Genomic DNA, 21865 nt, shown 5'->3' on the forward strand with positions numbered 1-21865 from the left:
CCTATACACACGGTGCGGAACAGCATGATGACAATCTACCCCCATTTAATTATCTGTCCGCACTGCGACAGCGTGCACCGCTACCGGGCGTTAAATCCCGGTGAGGCAGCACGCTGCACACGCTGTCAGGCCACACTTTATCGGTCAGGATGGATCAATGCCGGGCATCGACTGGCGCTGATACAAACGGCGGTCATTGTCTTTTTTATCGCGAATAGCTATCCGGTGCTGACCGTCAGTTTCCATGCACTGCAGAATACGGCGACACTCTGGCAAGCGGCGCTCGCATTGGCTAACGGTGCGACTTTACCGCTGGCGATAGGCTGTTTTTTTATCCTGATTGTGGCGCCTTTTCTGCAAATCATCCTGACTGGCTGGGTGCTGATGTTCGCCAATAAAGATCGTTGTGCCCCCGGCTTTATTCCCGTGATGAAGATACTGCTGTGGCTTCGTCCCTGGAGCATGCTGGAGATTGCGATGTTGGGTTTTCTGATCGCCGCCATCAAACTCTCCGGTTTTATGCAGGTGATGCCGGGAGCAGGCTGCTGGGCGCTAGCGGCGCTGATGTTGCTGCTCGTTGTCGTCAATAGTCTCGATCTTCGCCCGTTATGGTCGCTGGTGCCCACGGACAGTAACCGTAGCGTGGTCAGCCATGAAAAGTAATCCGTCCGACCAGCCGTTACCGTTGGTCGCCTGTCCGCTGTGCGGCCTCGTCTGCCTGCATGATGCAAACCCACACGACGCGGTACGTTGCCCACGCTGCCAATCGCGGCTGACTTCCCCCCGCAAGGACAGCACCGCGTTCTCCTCTGCGCTACTGGTCACGGCCCTAATTTTCTATATCCCCGCCAACGTGTTGCCCGTGATGTATACCCGCCTGTTCGGGTTGGGAGGCGAAAGCACCATCCTAAGCGGCGTGATTGATTTCTGGCACAGCGGCGACTACGGCATTGCCCTGCTGATCTTTATCGCCAGCATCGTCATTCCCTGTATGAAATTTCTGATTCTCGGTCTGCTGCTCTTCATGTCACGCCAAAAAAGCCGTAAGGCGATGGCCGAGCGTGCTGCGCTTTATCGGCTAACGGAATGGGTAGGTTACTGGTCCATGCTGGATGTCGTCGTCATTGCCGCCGTCTCTGCGCTGGTCAGATTCCCTCCCCTGAGTGAAGCGGAACCTCGCAGCGGCATTCTTTTTTTTGGGCTGGTGGTGGTACTGACCATGTTGTCTGCCATGAGCTATGACCCGCGTCTTATCTGGAAAGGTGACGAAAAATGATCCACGAACAACCCAGCGATCCGGTAATTATCCGCCAACGCTGGCGAATCTCATTAATCTGGCTGGTACCGGCGCTCGCTATGCTAACGGGGCTCGCCATGCTGATTCACACCTGGTCAGGTAGCGGGCCGAAAATCGTGATCTCCTTTCAGAGCGCAGCGGGTCTTGAAGCCGATCGTACCGTCGTCAAATATAAAGATGTAGCCGTAGGCATTGTAAAAGACATCACGCTCAGTCAGGACAGTAAACAAGTTCTCGTCACGGTGCTGCTCAATAAAAATGCGGACAGTCTGGCTCATGCCGATAGCCGCTTTTGGGTGGTTCGTCCGCGCGTCGGCATCAGCGGTGTGACGGGGATTGATACCCTGCTTTCGGGTGCTTACATTGGCGCCGATAAAGGCGAATCAGCGCAGGGAGAAACTCGCTTTACCGGTCTGGAGTCGCCCCCTGCGGTGATTAACGGTATGCCGGGCAGCCGTTTTGTCATTCAGGCTGATGATCTCGGGTCGCTGGATAGCGGTTCGCCAATTTACTATCGTCGCATCCCCGTTGGTCGCGTTGCGTCCTATCAGTTGAACAACGATGGCCGTAGTGTCCAGTTTCAGGTTTTTATTGATGCTCCCTATGACCGGTTTGTTACGCCGAATACTCGCTTCTGGAATGCCAGTGGGATGGATCTTTCCGTTGACGCCAACGGCTTTCGCCTTAGAACACAAACCCTCGCCGCCGTCGTGGCGGGCGGTATCGCTTTTTCCACCCCCGATCTGGATAGCGCTATCGCCCGACCGGAACCGCTGACTACCTACCAACTAGCACGCGATCAGGAATCAGCCTTATCGCCACCTGATGGTCCCCCCATCCTCTTCAAACTCCGTTTTGACCGATCGTTACACGGTCTGGAGATCGGCGCGCCCGTGGAATTTTCCAGCGTCAAAATCGGCCACGTGACCACCATTGAGCTGGATTACAGTAAAACAGGCTATCGCTTCCCTACGGTCGTCAGTATTGAGGTGTTTCCTAACCGCCTCGGTAACGTGCTGGATAAGCTGCCAAAGCAGGTGGCGTCGCTCGAACAGCAAACGGCAGAGTTTACCCGCGATCTGGTTGAACACGGTCTGCGAGCACAGGTTGCGCCAAGCAATTTGTTGACTGGGCAGCTCTATATCTCACTCGATTTTGTGCCCGATGCAGCAAAAGTGCCGTTTGATACCAACGCTCGCCCGCTGATTTTGCCTACCGTCAATGGGGGATTCGATCGGTTACAGACACAGATGGCGAGCATCATCGGCAAGATCGATAACATGCCGCTGGATGCTATCGGCCGCAACATGAACACCACGTTGATAGAAGCCAATAAAGCGCTTCAACAGGTTAACGGGCAGACGTTGCCAGAGGCCAATCGGTTGATGAAACACATACAGCAGGCCACACGTCGCGCACAGGATATGCTGGAAGAGGATTCGCCGTTGCAGTTGGGCATCACACAGTCATTACAGGAAATTCAGCGCACCTTACGCGCCCTGCGCAATCTGGCTGAGCAGATCGATCGGCACCCAGAGTCCCTGCTGCAAGGACGCTCGAATGACTCATCGGCATCAACATTGACTCACGACACCGCGACTCAAAAAGGATCCTCAAAATGAAACGAGTGGCACCATTCTGCCCGCTGGTCGTTATCGCGTTACTGAGCGCCTGCTCATCGCCTCCGGTGCACTATCACACCCTGCTCGCACCAGCATCATCGGCTGCAACCACAGCGCACACCGCTCCCTTTTTCATTGATGTGCTGCCTGTTGGCGTACCAGCGCAAATTGATACGTCACAGCTCGTTATCCGACAGGGTAACAGCGGTGCCGTCGTGCTGGATAACGAGCGCTGGCTCAGTCCGTTGGGGGAAGAAATTCGCACCGCGCTTTCCGCCGGGCTGACGCAACGTCTCAACACGCAGGATGTTTCAGGATTGGTACGTGCAGCAGAAACGCCGGTGGTCAGAATCCACCTACAGGTCCGACGATTTGATAGCTGGCCCGGCCAATTTGTGACGTTTGACGCCGACTGGAGCCTTAGCGCTACTGGGGGAGAAGGTCGCACCCGCCTGCTCTGCCGAAGCCAGTTCACCGAGTTGGCAGCGAGTGGTGATACTACAATGTTGCAGGCTCAGCAGCAGGTCATTACGCGGCTGGCGGAGCAGATCGCAGTAACGGCGACCCGCTGGATGCCGGATAGAAAAGGAACGTGTCTTACGCCGCCGCCCCAGCCATAAACATACTGACCGCATTCCCCACGATCTCGCGGATGCGTTCGAGGCTGATTGGCTGTAAATGACGGTGGAATATGCGGTCATCAATTTCTGCCGTCAGTAGCGCCAGAAACTGCAATGCTCGTACACGCGAATCGCCCGGCTTCAGCGCCTGACGCGCTATCGCCGCCGCCATCAGCTCAGACAGTTTATCGACGTTCTCTTTCGGGCCTGACTCATAAAACAGAGAACCAATATCGGAATGTCCGGCCTCCGCAACCACCATCCGATAAATCGCCATGGCGCTGCTATCGTTGGTTAGCACATAGAGAATGCGCTCGCCGAAACGCGTCAACTGCACTTCCAGCGTTTCGGATGCCAGAGCATCCGTCATCAACTCTGCCGTTGCCTCGGACAAATGCATGGTCGCATGTTCACGAACGACGGCCGTAAATAGCGCTTCCTTGGTTGAAAAATAACCATACAGCGTAGCCTTGGAACCGCCAACCCGCTTCGCCAGCTCATTCATGGTGGCGCGTTCATAGCCCATTTCCTGAAAAAGCTGCGCCGCCGTTTTAACGATGGCCTCACGACGAGCCTTAGTGCGGACTTTCATCACCACTCCTGCCAGACTGTGCTGACGAGCAAAATAGGATTCGATATAGCAATATTATCAAAACATTAGCTTCGCCGCCGCCTCTTTACACAACGCCACATCACCGTCTGTAAAAATAGGAGAACGGCAAGAAAAGCACAACGATGAATACCAAAGGACGACGGAGGTTGATAAGGGAAAACGGATTATTTACTATCCAGCCCCGAATGACGGGTATTTCTCGTTGTTCGTTGCAGGAAAAGCAGCGTATAGACAATGTGCGGTATGATGGGGAAACTGCTTTTAGGGCGCATGGCTTAGCACCACACACCCTAAATTCAGTCGACAGAACAGGAACAAAATTATGGGTAAATCCCTGGGTTGGCAAATCAATTTGTAACAATTTTTTTTAAAATTTACTTTCTTAAATTTTTTTATAAATTGTCCTGTTCATGAAAAAATTATAAGTGATATCATGGAGTAACAGTAGTTAGACTTAGGTATAGGTCAGCACTATACTTTTATGACGTCATCTATATCATGGGTGCATTCTCGCTTTTATTGAGGCCGTTACATGTCTGTATTTTGCTCTGACAATGAAATTATCAATAACACGATAAAAAGCTATCTCGGCCGAAAGTTAAAGCAGTATGGCGACCTGAAATACGCCTACATGATCATGAATAAGAAGAACCCGTCTCAGGTTGTGATCATTTCAAATTACCCGCAAGAATGGGTTGATACCTATAAAGAAAATAACTATCAGCATATTGATCCCGTTATTTTAACGGCGATAAATACCGTCTCGCCATTCTCTTGGGAAGACAACATCGTTATTAACTCTAAGCTGAAATTCTCCAAGATTTTTAATCTGTCAAAAGAATACGATATTGTTAATGGTTATACCTTTGTCTTGCATGACAACAATAATCATCTGGCAGCGCTATCGATTATGTTCGAAGAACATGCGCCAACGGATATGGAAAGTATTGTTGAGGAAAACAAAGACAAACTGCAAATGCTGCTCATTGCCGTTCATGAGAAAATCACCACGCTTTACAAAGAGATTACGCAAAGCCCGCAGAGCAGAAAGCAAGGTGACAAAGAGATATTCTCTCAACGTGAAAACGAAATTCTTTACTGGGCCAGCATGGGAAAAACTTACCCGGAAATTGCGCTGATTCTGGATATCAAAATCAGCACCGTGAAATTCCATATTGGTAATGTGGTAAAAAAACTGGGCGTGCTGAATGCCAAACATGCCATAAGGCTGGGCGTGGAATTACAGCTCATTAAACCTGAGCCGTTATAAGTGAGATAGACGCTTACTCTGCTGTTGCGCGTGCCACAACGCGCGATAGCGCCCTTCAGCAAGCAGTAATTCGTTATGTGTTCCCTGCTGGGAAATAACGCCATCCTCGACAACCAGAATTCGATTTGCTCCCACGATTGTCGATAGCCGATGTGCGATGACAATAACCGTCTTATGCTGCACGAGCCTGTCAATCGCACGCTGTACGGCTAGCTCGCTTTCGGTATCCAACGCCGCCGTCGGCTCGTCCAGAATCACAATCGGCGCTTCCTTCAATAATGCCCGCGCGATCGAAATACGCTGCCGCTCACCGCCGGATAATCTTCCGCCAATATCACCCAGCCGTGTTTGCCATCCCTGCGGCAATCGTTGAATAAATTCCAGACATTGAGCGGCATCGGCAGCCTGCTCAACGTCTGCATCGCTGGCATCCGGCCGCGCCATTCGAATATTTGCCAGCACCGAATCATCAAACAAATAGACATCCTGAAACACCACGGAAATCAGCTTATTTAATTTACGTGTTGGAATATGGCGGATATCCACACCTCCGATACAAACGCGCCCATGTTGCGGATCGGCATGACGCATTAGCAGTCGCGTTATCGTCGTTTTACCCGATCCAGATGGCCCAACCAACGCAGTCATCCCCTTCTCCGGCAGAATGATATCCACCCTATCGAGCACCGGTTCAGCCTTATCCGCATAGCGAAAGCTCACCTGTTCGAACGTAATCGCATACGTTGTCGGCACCTCGGCAGGCTGGCGCACGGGAAGCGGCTCAATCGCTAACAGATCGTCAATACGATGCAACGCGGTATCAATCAACGCCAACACCGCCGTATAGCTGACAAACGTCGCCAGCGGTTCAGAAAAACGCACTACAATCACCATCATCGCGGCGACAATTGCCACATCCCACGCGCCGAAAACAACACCGCTCATACCCAAAATCAGCACACCCTGAAGCCCCAACTCCACAATGCTGGCAACTACCGCGCCGGGTTTGGCTCCGTTACGATGCGCCGACGTTTGTATCTGCTGTAGATGCTGAAAACGCTGACGCAGCGCCGCCGTGCTTTCAGCCTGCTGACAGCTGGTTCTCAGGACGGCGAGTCCCTGTACATACTCGACGATATCGGCACTGGTTTGCTGATTAGCCTCCGCCAGCGCCTGCATCGTGTGCGCAAATGCAGGCCGCCTCCAGCGATAAAGCAGTGCGATGGCCGGAAAGAGCAACAGCAGACTCACGCCTAACCGCCACTCCACCACCAGCATGACGAGCGCTATCACGACGGGCGTCACGATGGCCAGTAGCAACTGGTTTACTATCGCCAGCATGTAATTCAGGTTCTCATCCACGCTGCCCAGCAATAGCGCGTTGATATCCCCTGCCCGCGTAGACTGAAGTGTGGTTAGCGGCATACTCCGCAGCTGTTCCCCAAGTCGCATACGCAGTTCATGGGTCACCGCCGCAAGCTGCCCGCGATATTCAAAACCCTGCCCATACCAGCGCAGCATCAGCGTCAACAGACTCAGGATCGTCATGATCGCCAGCCACATTGCTATCTCGAGTGACGCTTCTGCGTGGGTAAATGCAGACAGCAGCGGAAACAGACATGCCAGCGCGAGTCCCTGCGCGATAGCTGCCGCCAGCAGGCTCAGGCAACACCAGCGGAATACCTTTGACTGCGATCCCGTAACGCGTTCCAGTTGACGATACGTGTGCCACCCTGCGGATAGCCGCGCGGTTATGACGGCATGATTTATTGAGGCATGGTTTATGGCGGAATGGTTTTCGTTCATCACGTACGCTCCTCTGATTGCCCGATACGTGGTGATGCGCCGCCCAGTGCCCACTGTTGCGCCTGCTCATAATGTCGCCACAGCTCGCTATAGCGACCCTGTGCGGTCAATAACACATCATGCTGACCAGATTCGCTCAGCCTCCCGTGATCAAAGACCACGATCTGATCAGCATCGCGAATCGTCGACAACCGGTGCGCCACCATAATGACCGTTTTCCCCTGCATCAGAACGCCAAGCGCCGCCAGCAGCGCGGCTTCATTTTCCGGGTCAGCAAAAGCCGTCGGTTCGTCCAACACGAGAATCGGCCGGTTATGCAGCAGCGCCCGCGCAATAGCAATACGCTGGCGCTGTCCGCCAGAAAGGAACTGACCGCGCTCACCAGCCAGCGTGTCGTAACCCTGCGGCAGCGCCATGATAAAATCGTGCGCCTGCGCCGCCGTCGCTGCGGCAATCACCTCATCCATGCTTTTCTCAGGTAAACCAAGCCGGATGTTATTGGCGAGCGTGTCCGCAAACAGGAAGGATTCCTGAAAAACAAACGACACCTGCTGCATCAGCGTGGCGGTTTTCATCTGCCGGATATCGACACCGCCAATCAAAATGCGCCCAGCCGTCACGTCCCAAAAGCGGGGAATAAGCCGAGCCACCGTGGTTTTCCCTGCACCCGATGCCCCCACCAGCGCCGTGACCGATCCTGCGGGCACCTGAAAGCTGACGTCCTCCAACACCCAGTCGCTCGCCAGCCGATCGTAACGAAAACTCACCTGCTCAAAACACACGCTGGCATCGGTAGGCAAGGCATCATTTTCCGCTTCCGGCAGCGGCGGCAATGCCAGCACATCCTGAATTCTGCTGATACTCAATCGGGTTTTCGCCACCATATGATTCAGTGCCATCATCGGCATAACAGCCTCCGCCATGCCATTTCCCAGTAGCAGCACACCCACCCACAGGCCGAAATCGAGACGATCGTGGTTGTAGAAACTGTATGCCACCCAGCACAACGCCAGCAGCGTCGGGAGCGGATTAAGTACGGCAAAGGAGAAACGCGCCGAGAATCCCGCCTGCCGATACCAGCGCGTGAGCACGTCCAGATAATTTTCCAACGCCTGCTGATAGCGCCCAAACGTTGCCGCCCCCGTATCAAAGGTACGCACCACCGGCATCGCCTGAACAAATTCAATCACCGCGGTACTGACCTCTTCCCGCGCCTGGTTATAGCGCTGGTTCATCTCGCCCGCATCGCGCATCGCCAGCATCAGCACCACGGCTCCGATGGCCAGCACCAGCAAGGCCGCCAATGCCAAACGCCAGTCCAGCCAGAACAGCAACGCCCCGGTACACAGCGGAGCCACAAAGGCGCGAGCGTAGAGCGGCGTACTGTCCGCTACAAACAGGTGAAGTGCTTTCACATCATCATGCAGGATCTTCGCCAGCGACCCCGTGCCCAGACGTTGTACTTCCCCTAGCGGAATGCGCGCCAGCTGTTCCGCCAGCGCGTTGCGAATCTGATTTTCCAGTCGGAACGCGGCATAGTGAGAGTGATTAAAGGCCAGCAGACGCAGCAGATAACTGACGGTCAGGCACAGCACCGCACCGCTCATTGGGCGTAGCGGCCATGATGCAGGTTGTAAGATTAGGAGTTGGACACTCCATGCCAGAGAGAGTAAAAAAGCGATGCCCGCCAACACCGACAGCCCCGACAGGCACATCGCCAGGCGAATCTGCCCTCGCACGGGGTACATAATGTGCCAGGCTCGACGTTGTGGCGTAGAATGCGGCGCGGCAGCCGATGAACCCTCATCAACAGCAGAATGTGACATAGTTTCTCTCTTTTCTCTTTCCCGCACAGTCGCTTACCCGCAAGACCCGCAAATCAACTCGACGGCGACAACAAAGTCAGGAATAATAACTATTCTCAACTGCGTATCTACCCGATTCGAGCCGATTTATACCCGAATCCGTACAGGGTGACTGTCATCAACCGCATTACCGCGATCGTACGATGCCGCAGCCCGCATGTTCAGGAGTCTGTCCATTGAATGCCTCCCCACTGAAAGCCTCCAGCGAACCTGAAGTCACAATTTCAAATTTGATTGCTGAGCTGCACGTCGTGCGACCCAATACTGGCGCAGATTGTAGTCTGCTGCGCGCCACGCTTCAGGAAGGGCTGGATATTCTGGTGTGGCGTGGGCAGTTCCGACAGCCCACCACCATGCACCTGCACGACGATTGGGGACGTATCAATTTCTCCTGTTCATTGCAGGGGGATTCGCAATTTGCACTGAAGGGCGATCGGGGACGAGAACACGTACTGAAGCAGGGTTCGGGCTGCATTAGCTACACGCCGGACTGTCAGGGCACGTCGTCCTATGCTGGGCAGTTTGAAAGCGTCACGGTGTCGCTAAGCCCTGATCTGTTGGCTAGCTGGGTGCCAAATCTCACGGGGAAGCTGCAACAACAGTTGGATTCCGGTCGTCTCTGCACTCACTGTGACTGCAATGCCGAAATGCGGGGAACTGCTCAGGTATTAAGCCACGCACTGTCCAGCCTAACGCAACCACAGCAGGCAGATGAAAGCAGCCATGCGCCGCTATGGCTGCTGGGACAAAGCATGATTCTGGTCAGCCTTGCCGTTGCTGGACATGCCGACACCCTCCCCCAGCAGGACACGCTGAATCTGGCCGATCGCCAGAAACTACTGCGTGCCAAAGATCGTCTGTTGGCGGATCTGTCACAGGCTCCGACCATCGCCATGTTGTCCAGAGAAACCGGATTAAGCGTACTCAAGCTGAAACGCGGATTCCGTCAACTCTTCAATAACAGCATCTATGGACTATTTCAGGCCGAACGCATGCATGAAGCGCGGCGTCGGCTCTTTGTCACGGGTACACCAGTCATGGTAGTCGCCACCGATTTGGGCTATGCCAACGCCAGCCACTTTAGTGCGGCGTTCCAAAAGCAGTTCGGCGTCACGCCTTCTGCGTTTAAACGTCTGAATATTTAGCGAGCAATTGGCGCAATAATCATCCCGATACGGGTACAAATAGACTGGATTCGGGTAGCGCCGCAATGGCGAATGATTATCATTTTCTCCATTACACGCAGGAGAAACCGTCATGCCCGATTCCGTAGCAACACCCTATCTCCACCTTAAAGCACAGGCGCTAGCGATAACGCTGCTGGATCGCGACAAACCATGACGCACAACCCAATAACACGCTACCTGCCCTATTGGTGTTTCTACCTCCATCAGGGCATGATCACCGCGCTCATCATGCAAGGCGTCGCAGGCTATTTTCGTCATGCCGGATTGGATCTTGCACAATTAAGCTGGCTGTCACTGACCTTTCTTCCGTGGATTGCCAAATGTTTGTGGGCACCGTGGGGAGAGCGCCACGCCCTTCCTCTACGTGGTAACCCCTATTTAGGCAGTCTGGTGTTGCTCCAGATCGCCATGGCGATAACGCTGGTGGTGATTGGTCTCATTTCACCGGAGCAATCTGTTCTGGCTATCGTTATTACGCTGATGTTGCTGGCGCTGCTCTCCGCCAGCCATGACATCTATGCCGACGGCATCACGATTTGCACTACCAACACGTCCAGTCGCGCGCTGGCGAATACCGCACAGGTCGGCGGCAGCTATCTGGGCATTCTGTTCGGCTCTTATGCGTTCCTGAGTATTGCCGAACATGCTGGGTGGCGAGGCGGTTTCTTCGCACTGGCAGGGCTGTCGCTGCTGATGCTCATCCTGCCGCTGCGCTACACCCGCCAGACCGTACGTCACACAGATCCCACCGTGCGCCCGACACTAAATCGTCAAACGTTCAACGCGCTCTGGCCGGTATTAGCCTTCACAGCCATTTTCTATCTGGCAATGCGCGGCATGATGGCGCTACAGACCGTTATGCTCATCGATCAACAGCTTAGTCTGAGTCAGCTCGGTATCGTTATGACCGTATACAGCACGGCGGTCAGTGGCGTAGGGATTGTGCTCGCCAACGTCCTGATTCGACGTTTGGGCGCACTGCGCTGCCTGCTGCCCGTGATGATTGTGCACGCTCTGCTAGCTATCGTGCTGGCCATCGGTTACCCGCTGTATTCGTTGAATATCTGGATTGTGCTCTTTGGCGTAGTCAATCTGGCTGCCGCCGTCGGGTTTGTCACGTTATACAACGTCCTGATGGGGCTGGTCAGGCCGCATCAGCCCGCGTCCGACTATGCACTGTTCCAATCCACCGATGCTGCTGTCGCCATGATCGTGTCGATCGCCGCGCTTCAACTCGCGCATCACACGAATTATCAGACCACGCTGGGCGTGCTGGCCTGCTTCGCCATCGCCAGCCTGTGGCCCGCCAAACGCCTATCGGCAAGGCTTTCCCGCGTATTTTCGGAAGGTATTTCCCCAGCAACAGTAAGCCACCGAGATCAGGATTAACGAAAGGGAAACTGTACAGGACATCTACTGTATTCGGGTTGAAATAGACCCGATACGGGTAGCTCAAAAAATGCAAACGATTATCATTTAACTTTCATCATTCTCTGTCTCACTCGCTTTTCGGATCGTGATATTTTCGGACCGAGATAAAAGCGTGTCGTGATGAAAACCGTTGCCTTTGACATCGATTTTAGTCTTTTCAGGGATTTAATAATGAAAATAATGCGCCTTTATCCACTCGCTTTAACCGGCGTGTTTCTCTCGTCCTGTGCCTTTGCGGCTCAGGACGATACGCTTGTTGTCTCCGCCAGCAAACAGTCACCCTATTCCGCCTCGGCCAATAACGTCTCATCTACCGTCGTGACGGCACCAGAACTTAAAGATGCTGGTGTCACCAGTACCGACAAGCTGACTCGGGTTCTGCCCGGCCTCAACCTCGGAAATAACGGCAGCCTGTTGTTCCCTTCAATTTCACTACGCGGCGTGTCTTCCGCACAGGATTTCTACAGCCCGGCCGTGACGGTCTACGTGGACGGCGTACCGCAGCTCGCCACCAACACCGTGCAGGCACTCTCCGATGTGGAAAGCATCGAAATGCTGCGCGGTCCGCAGGGAACGCTGTACGGTAAAAGCGCACAGGGCGGCATTATTAATATCGTGACTCAGCAGCCGGACAGCACACCGCGTGGCTATGTCGAAGGCGGCGTTGCCAGCCGCGACGGTTATCACGGCAAAATCAATGTTAGCGGCCCCATTCAGGATGGCCTGCTGTATGGCAGCGTCACCCTGCTGCGTCAGGTCGATTCGGGCGCGATGACCAACCCTGCGACGGGCAGCGATAACCTCGGCGGGACAAAATCCAGCGTTGGGAATCTTCGACTGCGACTGGCACCCGATGGTCAACCGTGGGAAACCAGTCTGGCACTGACGGAAGACTGCACGCGCGCCACGCAAGATACTTATCTGCCGTTTGGCGATGCTAAAAACCGGACGCTGGAGATTGCCGCTGGCGCGCCCGATCCTACATTACGCCGCTGCACCCATAGCCAGTCGCTGAGTGGAAAATACACCACCGACAACTGGATCTTCAGCCTGATCGGCGCATGGCAGCAGCAGAATTATGACCGTACCTTCCCAAACAGTACGCTGATTGCCAACATGCCAGAGCGCTGGAATCAGGATGTGCAGGAACTACGGGCTGCCACACACGGTGCAGGCCGCACGGTGGATATGGTGTTCGGCCTTTACCGACAGAACACGCGTGAAAAGCTCGATCTGACCTACAGCATGGCAGGCTCTCCGTTTATGCAGAGCAATGCCAACACATCAACAGAGACGTTAGCCGCCTACAGCGATCTGACCTGGCACCTGACTGACCGTATCGATCTGGGCGGCGGGCTGCGTGTATCACACGACAAGGCCGACACCCGTTACCACCAGCAGTTCTCCGGCATGAACGTGGGTGATAGCAACAGCGTCGATGACGATCAGGTACTGGGGCAACTCTCAGCCAGCTATCTGCTGAATAATGACTGGCGTGTCTATACCCGCGTTGCACAGGGCTATAAGCCAACCGGTTTTAACTACTCACCTGCCGCAGGTACACAGGCCATTCCTTACAGTGCGGAGAAATCGATTAACTATGAAATCGGCTCACGCTACCAGAGCGGCGATGTACAGCTTCAGGGTGCCGTGTTCCATACCCACACGCGTGATATGCAACTGTATTCCGGCCCTGTTGGTATGCAAACGCTCAGCAATGCAGGTAGCGCTGACGCTAACGGCGTAGAGATGATGGTCAAGTGGCAGTTTGTTCCCAACTGGTCATGGGATATCAACGGCACCTATGTTCGTTCTGAATTTAGTGGCGACAGTGAGAGTTATCAGGATAAACGCGTTCCCTTCGTTCCGCGCTACGGTGCAGGCACTAGCCTGAACGGGTTGATTGATACCTCGTTCGGGGCGTTAATGCCGCGCCTGGCCTTCAACGTGGTGGGGCCGCACTACTTCGATGGCGACAACGCGCTGCGTCAGGGCACCTATACCACCACCGATCTGCGTCTTAGCTGGCAGGCTACCGATCGGGTGAATATCGCGGGCTATGTGGATAACGTCTTCGACCGTCGCTACCGCACCTTTGGCTTTATGAGCGGTACCTCCGGCTATGCGCAGGTCAATGAAGGCCGAACCGTCGGCGTGGACGTGCGCGTCGATTTATTCTGATTTCTATCGTCCCGCATCCGTAACACAATGCCTTGCAGGGATGACGCTCTGTCATCCCTGCACGTTATCCTCCATTCCTCTTACCTCTTACAATCCGTTACCGATTAGGCTTTCGCCTTTTACCGCAGGTCATATTAATGACATCGCTCCTGTTCCATACTGACCATCGCTACTTTCTCATGATCCGTTTACCCTGATATTTTGCGCCAGCCGGAGACCCGTCATGAAACGCAACACGATCCTGATCTTCACGGTTTCTGCCATCATTGTGCTCGCGGCGGCCACAGCTATAGGGTGGAAGGTTGGCCGAGGAAACAGCAACGCGCTGTGGGAAATCGTCAGTGAACAGTGCGTGCCCAACCAGCAGCGCAGTGGTAATCCGGCACCCTGTCTGGAGGTTAATCTGGCAGAGGGCTACGTGCTCTTTGATGACAGAAACGGCCCCTATCACGACCTACTGCTCCCAACGGATAAAATCAGCGGCATCGAAAGCCCTGAACTCTTACAGCAAAACACGCCTAATTTCTTCATGCAGGCGTGGGATCGGCGCGGCCATTTGTCGCGCGAAGCAGGTAAACCGATCAAAGACGATTATATTTCGCTGGCAATTAACTCACGCTATGGCCGCACGCAAAACCAGCTGCATATCCACATTGCCTGCCTGCGCCCGGATATTTATCAAACGCTGAATCAGCAATTCCCGACGCTTTCTGGCGACTGGAAAGCGCTACCAACGAAAATTAATGGTCATATCTATCTGGCAAAAACGCTCACAGCGAACGAACTGGCGCAAAGCGATCCGTTCAAAACCCTGGATCGCTACGCACAGCAGCGAAATGAATCTATCGGTAAATACGGCCTTGCTATGGTTTCTACGCCAACAGGCGAGAAGGTGCTGCTCGCCAGTAGCCTCGACGTGTTCAATATGAGTCTCGGCTCCGTGGAAGAAATTCAGGACTTTTCTTGTGCGCTGGCAAGATAGCCGCTGACCGCAGCCTGAAGGTCGATAGCAATCAATTCGCTATAACTTATAACGTTTTATTCATTGCGTTGCTATCCGACCTCCGCCTAAAAGTGGGGAAAATCGATACGGTAGGTAGCTGCAACATGCATCTGGATTTACGGCAATTACGCAATTTTCTTGCACTGGCCGAACACGGGAGTTTTGTACAGGCCGCAGAAGCGGTCTGCCTGTCGCAGTCGGCATTCAGCCGCAGCATTCAGGCGCTGGAGCAAACGATGGGACATCCGCTTATCGACCGTCAGAGCCGACGTTTTGCGCTGACGTGGCAGGGCAATACGCTGCTGCCGTTTGCGCGGCGGATGCAGGAGCTGTCCTGGGAGTTGATGACCGACATGCAGCAGATCAGCGAGGCGCAGGAAGGTGAACTGACGTTTGGCTGCGGCCCTGCCCCCTCTACCACGCTGATCCCCAAAGCGGTCGCACATTTCCATGCCCTTCGTCCGCGAGCCAGAGTCACCTACAGCGTGGATAACTGGCAATCGCTGCGTGAGCGGCTGTTGGCCGACGAGTGGCCTTTCATCGTTGCCGATACCTGGCAGGCCGAAATGGAAACGAACCTCCATGTGCAGCCATTAAGCCAGCAACGCTGCTTCTTTATCTGCCACTCCTCACACCCGCTAGCCCAGCAGGAAAATATCACGCCAGACGATCTGCTGCGCTTTCCGCTCGCCTCTCCTTTTATGCCTGTCGGCATGCGCAAGGTTTTGGCTGCCCTCACGCGCCAGCCCGACTATCGTCCGCAGATTCAATGTGACCATATCTATTCGGTCTTCAGTATCCTGCGGCATACGCAGGCTATCAGCTTCGCCAGCGAGGATGGCTTCGCGTTGGGACGATTAAGCCATCAGCTGGTAGAAATTCCGCTGACGGGAACACCGCCGGAATGGGGCAACATGCAAACCCGCTTCGGCATTGTCACCTGTTTGCAAAGGACGCTGCCGCCGCTGGCCGAACTGATGATCGAAACCATACTGGCGCAAGACAGGTTGCGCTCACCGGCTCCGGCACTGCCGACCCTGTGAGCGCCTTGATGATTATTTCGTCGGATTACCGCTGGCATCATACACCAGCCAATTTGACTCCAGTCCTTTGGCCTTTAATGCCCGATCGGCAAACTGACCGGCAAACCAGTCGCTGGCTGAAAACGTGTTGCGAATCAGCCCAGCCGCTTTCGCCCGATCGATACTGTCCTGCAAGCTGCTGATCAGGAACGGGTCGAGGCGCGGCGAGCTTTGGAATGGGAGATCTTCCGCTTTCAGCTCTTCCTGAAAAATAGCTTGTGGAATCTGGCTCTGCTCGGACATCAGCGCCGTATATTCCGGCAGGTGCTGCGCATCGCCGATCCACTGCGCATTGTCCACCAGCACATTCACCAGTTGCTGCGTCGTTCCCGGATAGCGATCGATAAAATTCTGCGTCGCCAGCACCGCAGCCTGCGTGGTATTCGCCCACCCCAGCGCACGGCTAGTGGTGACAATATTGATGCCCTGCTGACGCAACGCCAGCAGAGAGGCGCCGCCCCACACCGCATCAACGCGTCTGGCGGCCAGCGCCGCTTTGCCCGCAGTCCAGTCAAGATTGATTACCCGCACGTCGCGTTCGTTCAGCCCGACGCTTTTAATGGCGCGCTCAAATGACAGCTGATCGGCTGTTCCTTTGTAGACTGCAATCCGCTTGCCGCGTAAATCCTCAATGCGTTGAATACCCGATTCCGGCGTTGCCGCCAGATAAGAATTAGAACCACGCGATCCCACGAGTACCCGCGTCTGCAGACCACCCGCACGGCCAATAATGGCGGCTAGATCGCCCAGATACACCACATCCAACTGCTTGTTCGCCAGCGCTTCATTCACCGCCGGCCCTGCACCTTTAAAGAACGACCACTGAATTTTGATGCCCTGCGGCTCAAATTCTTTCTCCAACTGTTTTTGAATATGGGCTAGTCCCAATGGCCCGCGAATAAAGGGCTTGCTGCCAGCACTTTGATCCGGTAAACCGATACGAATTTCCGTCGGCTTCTGTGCATCCGACGTTACACCATCATCCGCCTGTACCGCGGAAACGAGTGCGGCACTCATCAGTAACGTCATGCCAAGGATCTTATTCATCCCCAGTCGCCAGCGAGAATAAGGGGTTATCAACGCTAAAGGGGTTGCATGCTGCATACGGTTATTCCTCAATAATTCGTTTCATCTGCCATGAAAACTAACGAACCGTCGGCGTCAGGCTTAAATAACATTTACAGGTTTGTTCAGAGGAAAAAAGCATAAATCAGCGCTGGCGGGCTTGGGATTCGCATATGCATTTATTGCACGACGGCCATCGCTTTATTGCATTGGCCTTCCGCGTGTAAACCTGTTTTTTATTACTTATTCATCCAGCCGTGGGGCTTTCGTGGAATAAAATGAATAAGTCTATAGTGCTGAAAAAAACCGTGACCGTCTGGCCTGCTCTGCCGATAGCGCGGGTCTATTCTCTTGTCGTGCCAATAATAGTGCCAATAGTCATGCCGCTGGCGTTGCTGGCGCTGTGGTACATCAGTACTCACTACGGTTGGATGCCCACTCAGATTCTTCCTGCCCCTTCCGTCGTCGCCAGCACCGCCGTCGAACTTTGGCATAACGATCTCTTGCCGCAGCTCTTTATCAGCCTGCAACGGTTAGTAGGCGGCCTGCTGGCAGGTTTGCTGGCAGGCACGTTGCTCGGAGCGCTCATGGGAGCATCACGCCGCGCCGAAAACCTGCTGCATCCTACGGTATACGCGCTGGCGCAGATCCCAACGCTAGGTTGGATCCCGCTATTTATGGTGCTGTTTGGCATTGATGACGCATTGAAGCTCGCGGTCATCATCAAGGCTGTCATTATTCCGGTGACGCTGCATACGCAAACGGGCGTGCGCAATGTGCCACATGCGCTACAAGAAGTTGCCCGTACCCTGCGCCTGCCGTGGCACCAACGCCTCATCAAATTAACGCTGCCTGCCGCCTTTCCGACTTGGCTAACCGGCTTGCGACTCGCGCTTTCGCAGGCGTGGGTGTCGCTGATTGTCGTCGAACTGCTGGCATCGTCTCAGGGCATCGGCTATCTGCTGGTATGGGGACGTCAGCTGTTTCAGCTAGACATCGTGTTTGTCTGCATCGCCGTCATCGGGCTGGCAGGGCTGACGATGGAGTGGCTGATTAACCAACTGGAGCGCCGTCTGGTCTTCTGGCCACACCCACCACTCAGCCGATTAACCACGACGCCGTCTCGCAAACTATCGGCACTGGTTTTACCCTTTCTGCTTCTGCTGTTATGGCAGCAGGCCAGCCGTTTCGGCTGGATCGATCCGCTCTTGCTTCCCCCACCCGCCGACGTGTGGCACATGCTGTTGCAAGGCGTCCGCGATGGTTCACTGACCGAGGCAATGCAGGCCAGTCTGACCCGTGCGCTCGCCGGTGCGGTATGCGGCATTATCGCGGGCCTCGTAGGCGGCGTGCTACTGGGACTGAATGCCACCAGCGACGCCCTCTTCACCCCCACGGTCGCGACGCTACGTCAGATTGCTCTATTTGCCTGGCTGCCACTGCTGACCGCTTGGGTCGGTAACGATGAAGCTGGAAAAATCACGTTTGTCGCACTCGCCTCTTTCTTTCCCATGTTGGTAGCCAGCCATCGCGGTATTCGCCAACGTTCGCAGGCCTTACAGGAAGTCGCGCAGGTGTTGCAACTGCGTTTATCGACTCGTCTGCGAGTCCTGATTTTGCCGGGCGCTGCGCCTGCCATCTTCGCGGGTTTACGCCTGTCGCTGATTTACGCCTGGCTTGGCACCATCGGCGCAGAATATTTCATGTCATCCGGCACCGGAATCGGCAGCCTGATGATCAACGCTCAGCAGTTGCTGGATATGCCCCTGATTATCAGCGGCATGTTATTGATTGGATTAACGGGCGCGGTGCTCGATCGCGTCGGATTAGGTCTGGAACAGCGGATGACGCGCTGGCGTTCCGCAGGAGAAATCGTATGACGTCCATAACCCCTGATGTGCCACCACCAGTGGTGCAGTTCGACCATTTGCGCAAGCAGTTTCGCGTACAGGGCGAGGCGCTGACGGTGATTGAGGATTTTTCTCTGTCGATTCACAGCGGTGAGCTGGTGGCAATTGTCGGCAGCAGCGGCTGTGGCAAATCCACACTGCTGCGCATGTTGGTCGGGTTAGACAACGACTATCAGGGGCGCGTGCTGGTCGAAGGAAAAACCGTGCGCGGTATCGGACGTGAGCGCGGCATGGTGTTTCAGGAACCACGCCTGTTTCCGTGGCTGACGGTGCGGCAAAACATCGCTCTCGGGCTGGCGAATGAGTCAATCAGCGAAAAAGAGCGGAAACATCTGATCGACCATTTCATTCAGTTAGTGCATTTGCAGGATTTTGCCGACGCACTGCCCGCCCAACTTTCCGGCGGCATGGCGCAGCGCGTAGCTATCGCGCGCGGGCTCGTCGCCAATCCACGCATCCTGATGCTGGATGAACCCTTTGGCGCGCTGGACGCCCTGACCCGTCAGCAGATGCAGCAGGAGCTACGCCGTATTCATCAGGCAGAAGGCACCACCACGCTGCTGGTGACACACGACGTCGAGGAAGCGGTCTATCTCGCCGACCGCGTTGTCGTGCTGGCACCGCGACCGGGACGTATCCGCCAGATTGCAACCATTTCGCTGCCACATCCGCGCCAGCGTGACAGCCAGGCTTTTCACCAGCAGTGCAGCGATCTGCTTGCTCTACTGACGCAGCCCGCCGACACGGCTGCCGCCCTCTCTTCTCTGATCACGTAAATACTGGAGCACCATCATGGGACACCCTTCCGTCTACCCGACCGGCACGACGATTTACAACCCAGAAAAAGCCTGGGGCGGCTACACCGTTTTTCAGGCACTGGAGCGCGGTGCAGTATTGGTGGATATGAACGGCACCGAACTGCGCCTGTGGGAAGGTCTACACGGCTTCCCCAATAAAATTCTGCCCGGCGGTTACATCCTCGGACACAGCGGCGAACGTGATTCGCGCTACGGTATGCAGGACATGGTCGATCTGATTCAGGTGGACTGGGACGGCAACGTCGTCTGGAAATTCAACGGTTATGAACACATTACCGATCCAGACCTTCCGCCCGAATGGATGGCGCGCGTCCATCATGATTACCAGCGCAGCGGCAATCCGGTCGGCTATTACGCACCGGGGCAAGAGCCGGAGTCGATTGGCGGCAACACACTATTACTGGCGCATACCAACCTGCACAATGAACGCATCAGCGATAAGTTGCTGCTTGATGACACCATCATCGAGGTGGACTGGCAGGGTAATATTTTATGGGAGTGGCGGTGCAGCGACCATTTCGACGAACTGAGTTTTGACGACGATGCCAAAACCGCGCTGTACAACAATCCCAACCTGCGCAAGAGCGGCGGCGGGATGGGCGACTGGATGCATATCAACTCGATGTCGGCACTCGGCCCCAATCCGTGGTTCGATCAGGGCGATACCCGTTTCCACCCCGATAACATCATCTGGGACGCCCGCGAATCCAACATTATCGCCATCATCGACAAGCAGAGCGGTAACATCGTCTGGCAGCTTGGCCCCCATTACAACACACCTGAACTCAAACACATCGGCTGGATTATCGGCCAGCACCACGCACATATGATCCCGGCGGGCTTGCCGGGCGCAGGCAATATTCTGGTGTTTGATAACGGCGGTTGGGCAGGCTACGGCGCACCCAATCCGGCATCTCCCGATGGGGTGAAAAATGCCTGGCGCGACCATTCCCGAGTGCTGGAAATCAATCCGGTGACGCTGGATATCGTCTGGCGCTATTCGCCTTATGAAGCAGGTATTCCACACCCGACCGACGCCTTCCGTTTTTATAGCCCGTACATCAGCAATATCCAGCGTCTGCCGAACGGCAATACGTTGATTAACGAAGGCGCTAACGGTCGGCTATTTGAAGTCACCGCCGATCACGAAATTGTCTGGGAGTTTATCTCCCCCTACTGGGGCAAGACGGTGAACACCAATATGCTGTATCGCGCCTACCGCGTACCCTACGAGTGGGTGCCACAGCTGCCTCGCCCGCAGGAAACACCAGTGATCGCTCCGGATAACACTCAGCTACGCCAGCCGGGAGCCGCCGCGCCCGGCTTCACCAGCGTGATCCGTATTGACGGCACCCGCCCTTATAAAAAGAGCGGTGATGCCCTGTGCGTAGCGACCGACAGCGAAGACCTTAAACGCAGCCCGAAACTCTTTGCCGTCAACCGAGAGCGCTTTGCTCCGCTTACCGTCAACGACTGGGCAGAACTGGCAGCACAAGCTGAACCACAGCTGTTGCTAATCGGTGCCGAGCGTTGCGTCCACTGTAAGAGCCTTTACCGCCAGTTGGAAACGATTCTGGATAATGAGGAATACCGCCAGTTATCGAGCCATTACCTGGACGCCGATCATCATATTGCACTGGCAGAAAAACTGGCGGTAAGAACACTGCCAACTCTGCTATGGCTTGAAAACGGTGAAGAACGTGCTCGCCTAAGTGGTGCACAACAGCCCGAACGCCTGCGTCAATGGCTGGCGGAGCAGCAAGCCTAAACCCCACGACACCTAAAGCGATCTCGCTTCCAATGAGATCGCTTCTATCCATCCACATTGATTTCTACGCACATGTCACAACTTATGATGGTCTCTCCATTATCCGGCTTAAAAAATTATGCAGCGGTGGGCGTGACCGCCGAGTGAGCGGCATGGACGCCGCGAAAGCCAGTGCCGCGCAGGGAGCGCGTCACTGGCGGTTCGATTAGCGGTCATGGACACCGATGGCATCGCGTAGCGACATAATTTAGCCGGAAGCCAGGGTTCTCAGGGCTACGGCAATTGAGTGCCCTGAGTCGGGCGCGTGTACGGTATCAAAGATGAATA

The 21865-nt window shown here is 54.9% G+C and carries 17 protein-coding genes; 13 read left to right on the top strand and 4 right to left on the bottom strand.

The annotated features are described in order from the left end of the window. Positions 1-27: 27 nt before the first annotated feature. Genes DUT67_RS14115 through DUT67_RS14130 form a run of 4 tightly spaced genes read left to right on the top strand, consistent with a single transcriptional unit; the run spans position 28 to position 3539 of the window. The gene (locus DUT67_RS14115; protein WP_189339472.1) at positions 28-663 is read left to right on the top strand and encodes a paraquat-inducible protein A; all 636 of its coding nucleotides are present in this window, start codon (positions 28-30) and stop codon (positions 661-663) included. Next, a complete protein-coding gene (locus DUT67_RS14120) occupies positions 653-1276 on the top strand; it encodes a paraquat-inducible protein A (RefSeq protein ID WP_113631760.1) in 624 nt (207 codons plus the stop codon). The genes DUT67_RS14115 and DUT67_RS14120 overlap by 11 nt, the downstream gene beginning before the upstream one ends. Then, positions 1273-2919, top strand: a complete 1647-nt coding sequence (locus DUT67_RS14125; protein ID WP_113631761.1) for an intermembrane transport protein PqiB — start codon at positions 1273-1275, stop codon at positions 2917-2919. The genes DUT67_RS14120 and DUT67_RS14125 overlap by 4 nt, the downstream gene beginning before the upstream one ends. Further along, entirely contained in the window at positions 2916-3539 is a 624-nt protein-coding gene (locus DUT67_RS14130; RefSeq protein ID WP_113625628.1) for a membrane integrity-associated transporter subunit PqiC, read from the top strand. The genes DUT67_RS14125 and DUT67_RS14130 overlap by 4 nt, the downstream gene beginning before the upstream one ends. Here the strand turns inward: DUT67_RS14130 and DUT67_RS14135 are convergent. Then, positions 3517-4131, bottom strand: coding sequence for a TetR/AcrR family transcriptional regulator (locus tag DUT67_RS14135; protein WP_048261041.1), 615 nt, complete (start codon positions 4129-4131; stop codon positions 3517-3519). The two genes, DUT67_RS14130 and DUT67_RS14135, sit on opposite strands and share 23 nt — an antisense overlap. A gap of 553 nt (positions 4132-4684) precedes the next feature. Here DUT67_RS14135 and DUT67_RS14140 point away from each other — a divergent pair. Next, positions 4685-5422 carry a LuxR family transcriptional regulator gene (locus DUT67_RS14140; RefSeq protein ID WP_113625627.1) on the top strand — a complete coding sequence of 246 codons (738 nt, stop codon included), beginning with the start codon at positions 4685-4687 and terminating at the stop codon, positions 5420-5422. Here the strand turns inward: DUT67_RS14140 and DUT67_RS14145 are convergent. After that, positions 5417-7228, bottom strand: coding sequence for an ABC transporter ATP-binding protein (locus DUT67_RS14145; RefSeq protein ID WP_113625626.1), 1812 nt, complete (start codon positions 7226-7228; stop codon positions 5417-5419). The two genes, DUT67_RS14140 and DUT67_RS14145, sit on opposite strands and share 6 nt — an antisense overlap. Next, positions 7228-9054: an ABC transporter ATP-binding protein gene (locus DUT67_RS14150; RefSeq protein ID WP_113631762.1), complete on the bottom strand. Its 1827-nt coding sequence runs from the start codon at positions 9052-9054 to the stop codon at positions 7228-7230. The genes DUT67_RS14145 and DUT67_RS14150 overlap by 1 nt, the downstream gene beginning before the upstream one ends. 215 nt (positions 9055-9269) lie before the next feature. On the opposite strand from DUT67_RS14150, the gene DUT67_RS14155 reads away from it, so the two are divergent. From DUT67_RS14155 to DUT67_RS14175, 5 genes are all read left to right on the top strand, one after another. Beyond that, positions 9270-10238: a helix-turn-helix transcriptional regulator gene (locus DUT67_RS14155; protein WP_113625624.1), complete on the top strand. Its 969-nt coding sequence runs from the start codon at positions 9270-9272 to the stop codon at positions 10236-10238. Between the two features lie 192 nt (positions 10239-10430). Then, a complete protein-coding gene (locus tag DUT67_RS14160) occupies positions 10431-11669 on the top strand; it encodes an MFS transporter (RefSeq protein WP_113625623.1) in 1239 nt (412 codons plus the stop codon). A gap of 213 nt (positions 11670-11882) precedes the next feature. Continuing rightward, positions 11883-13892: a TonB-dependent siderophore receptor gene (locus DUT67_RS14165; protein WP_113625622.1), complete on the top strand. Its 2010-nt coding sequence runs from the start codon at positions 11883-11885 to the stop codon at positions 13890-13892. 223 nt (positions 13893-14115) lie between these two features. Beyond that, entirely contained in the window at positions 14116-14874 is a 759-nt protein-coding gene (locus tag DUT67_RS14170; RefSeq protein ID WP_113631763.1) for a CDP-diacylglycerol diphosphatase, read from the top strand. A gap of 125 nt (positions 14875-14999) precedes the next feature. Beyond that, entirely contained in the window at positions 15000-15938 is a 939-nt protein-coding gene (locus tag DUT67_RS14175; RefSeq protein ID WP_048261057.1) for a LysR family transcriptional regulator, read from the top strand. Between the two features lie 12 nt (positions 15939-15950). On the opposite strand, the gene DUT67_RS14180 is transcribed toward DUT67_RS14175, so the two are convergent. Further along, positions 15951-17081 (bottom strand): ABC transporter substrate-binding protein, encoded by a 1131-nt coding sequence (locus tag DUT67_RS14180; RefSeq protein ID WP_113625620.1) that lies wholly within the window; start codon positions 17079-17081, stop codon positions 15951-15953. Positions 17082-17320: 239 nt separating this feature from the next. Between DUT67_RS14180 and DUT67_RS14185 the strand changes: the two genes are divergently transcribed. The 3 genes from DUT67_RS14185 to DUT67_RS14195 are packed head-to-tail and all read left to right on the top strand — an operon-like array spanning position 17321 to position 21538. Then, the gene (locus DUT67_RS14185; RefSeq protein WP_113625619.1) at positions 17321-18922 is read left to right on the top strand and encodes an ABC transporter permease; all 1602 of its coding nucleotides are present in this window, start codon (positions 17321-17323) and stop codon (positions 18920-18922) included. Next, on the top strand, positions 18919-19728 hold the full coding sequence (locus DUT67_RS14190) for an ABC transporter ATP-binding protein (RefSeq protein ID WP_113625618.1): 810 nt from the start codon (positions 18919-18921) through the stop codon (positions 19726-19728). The genes DUT67_RS14185 and DUT67_RS14190 overlap by 4 nt, the downstream gene beginning before the upstream one ends. Before the next feature lie 16 nt (positions 19729-19744). Then, the gene (locus DUT67_RS14195) at positions 19745-21538 is read left to right on the top strand and encodes an aryl-sulfate sulfotransferase (RefSeq protein WP_113625617.1); all 1794 of its coding nucleotides are present in this window, start codon (positions 19745-19747) and stop codon (positions 21536-21538) included. Positions 21539-21865 lie beyond the last annotated feature (327 nt).

It is taken from the genome of Pectobacterium peruviense (assembly GCF_003312355.2).
Lineage (GTDB): Bacteria > Pseudomonadota > Gammaproteobacteria > Enterobacterales > Enterobacteriaceae > Pectobacterium > Pectobacterium peruviense.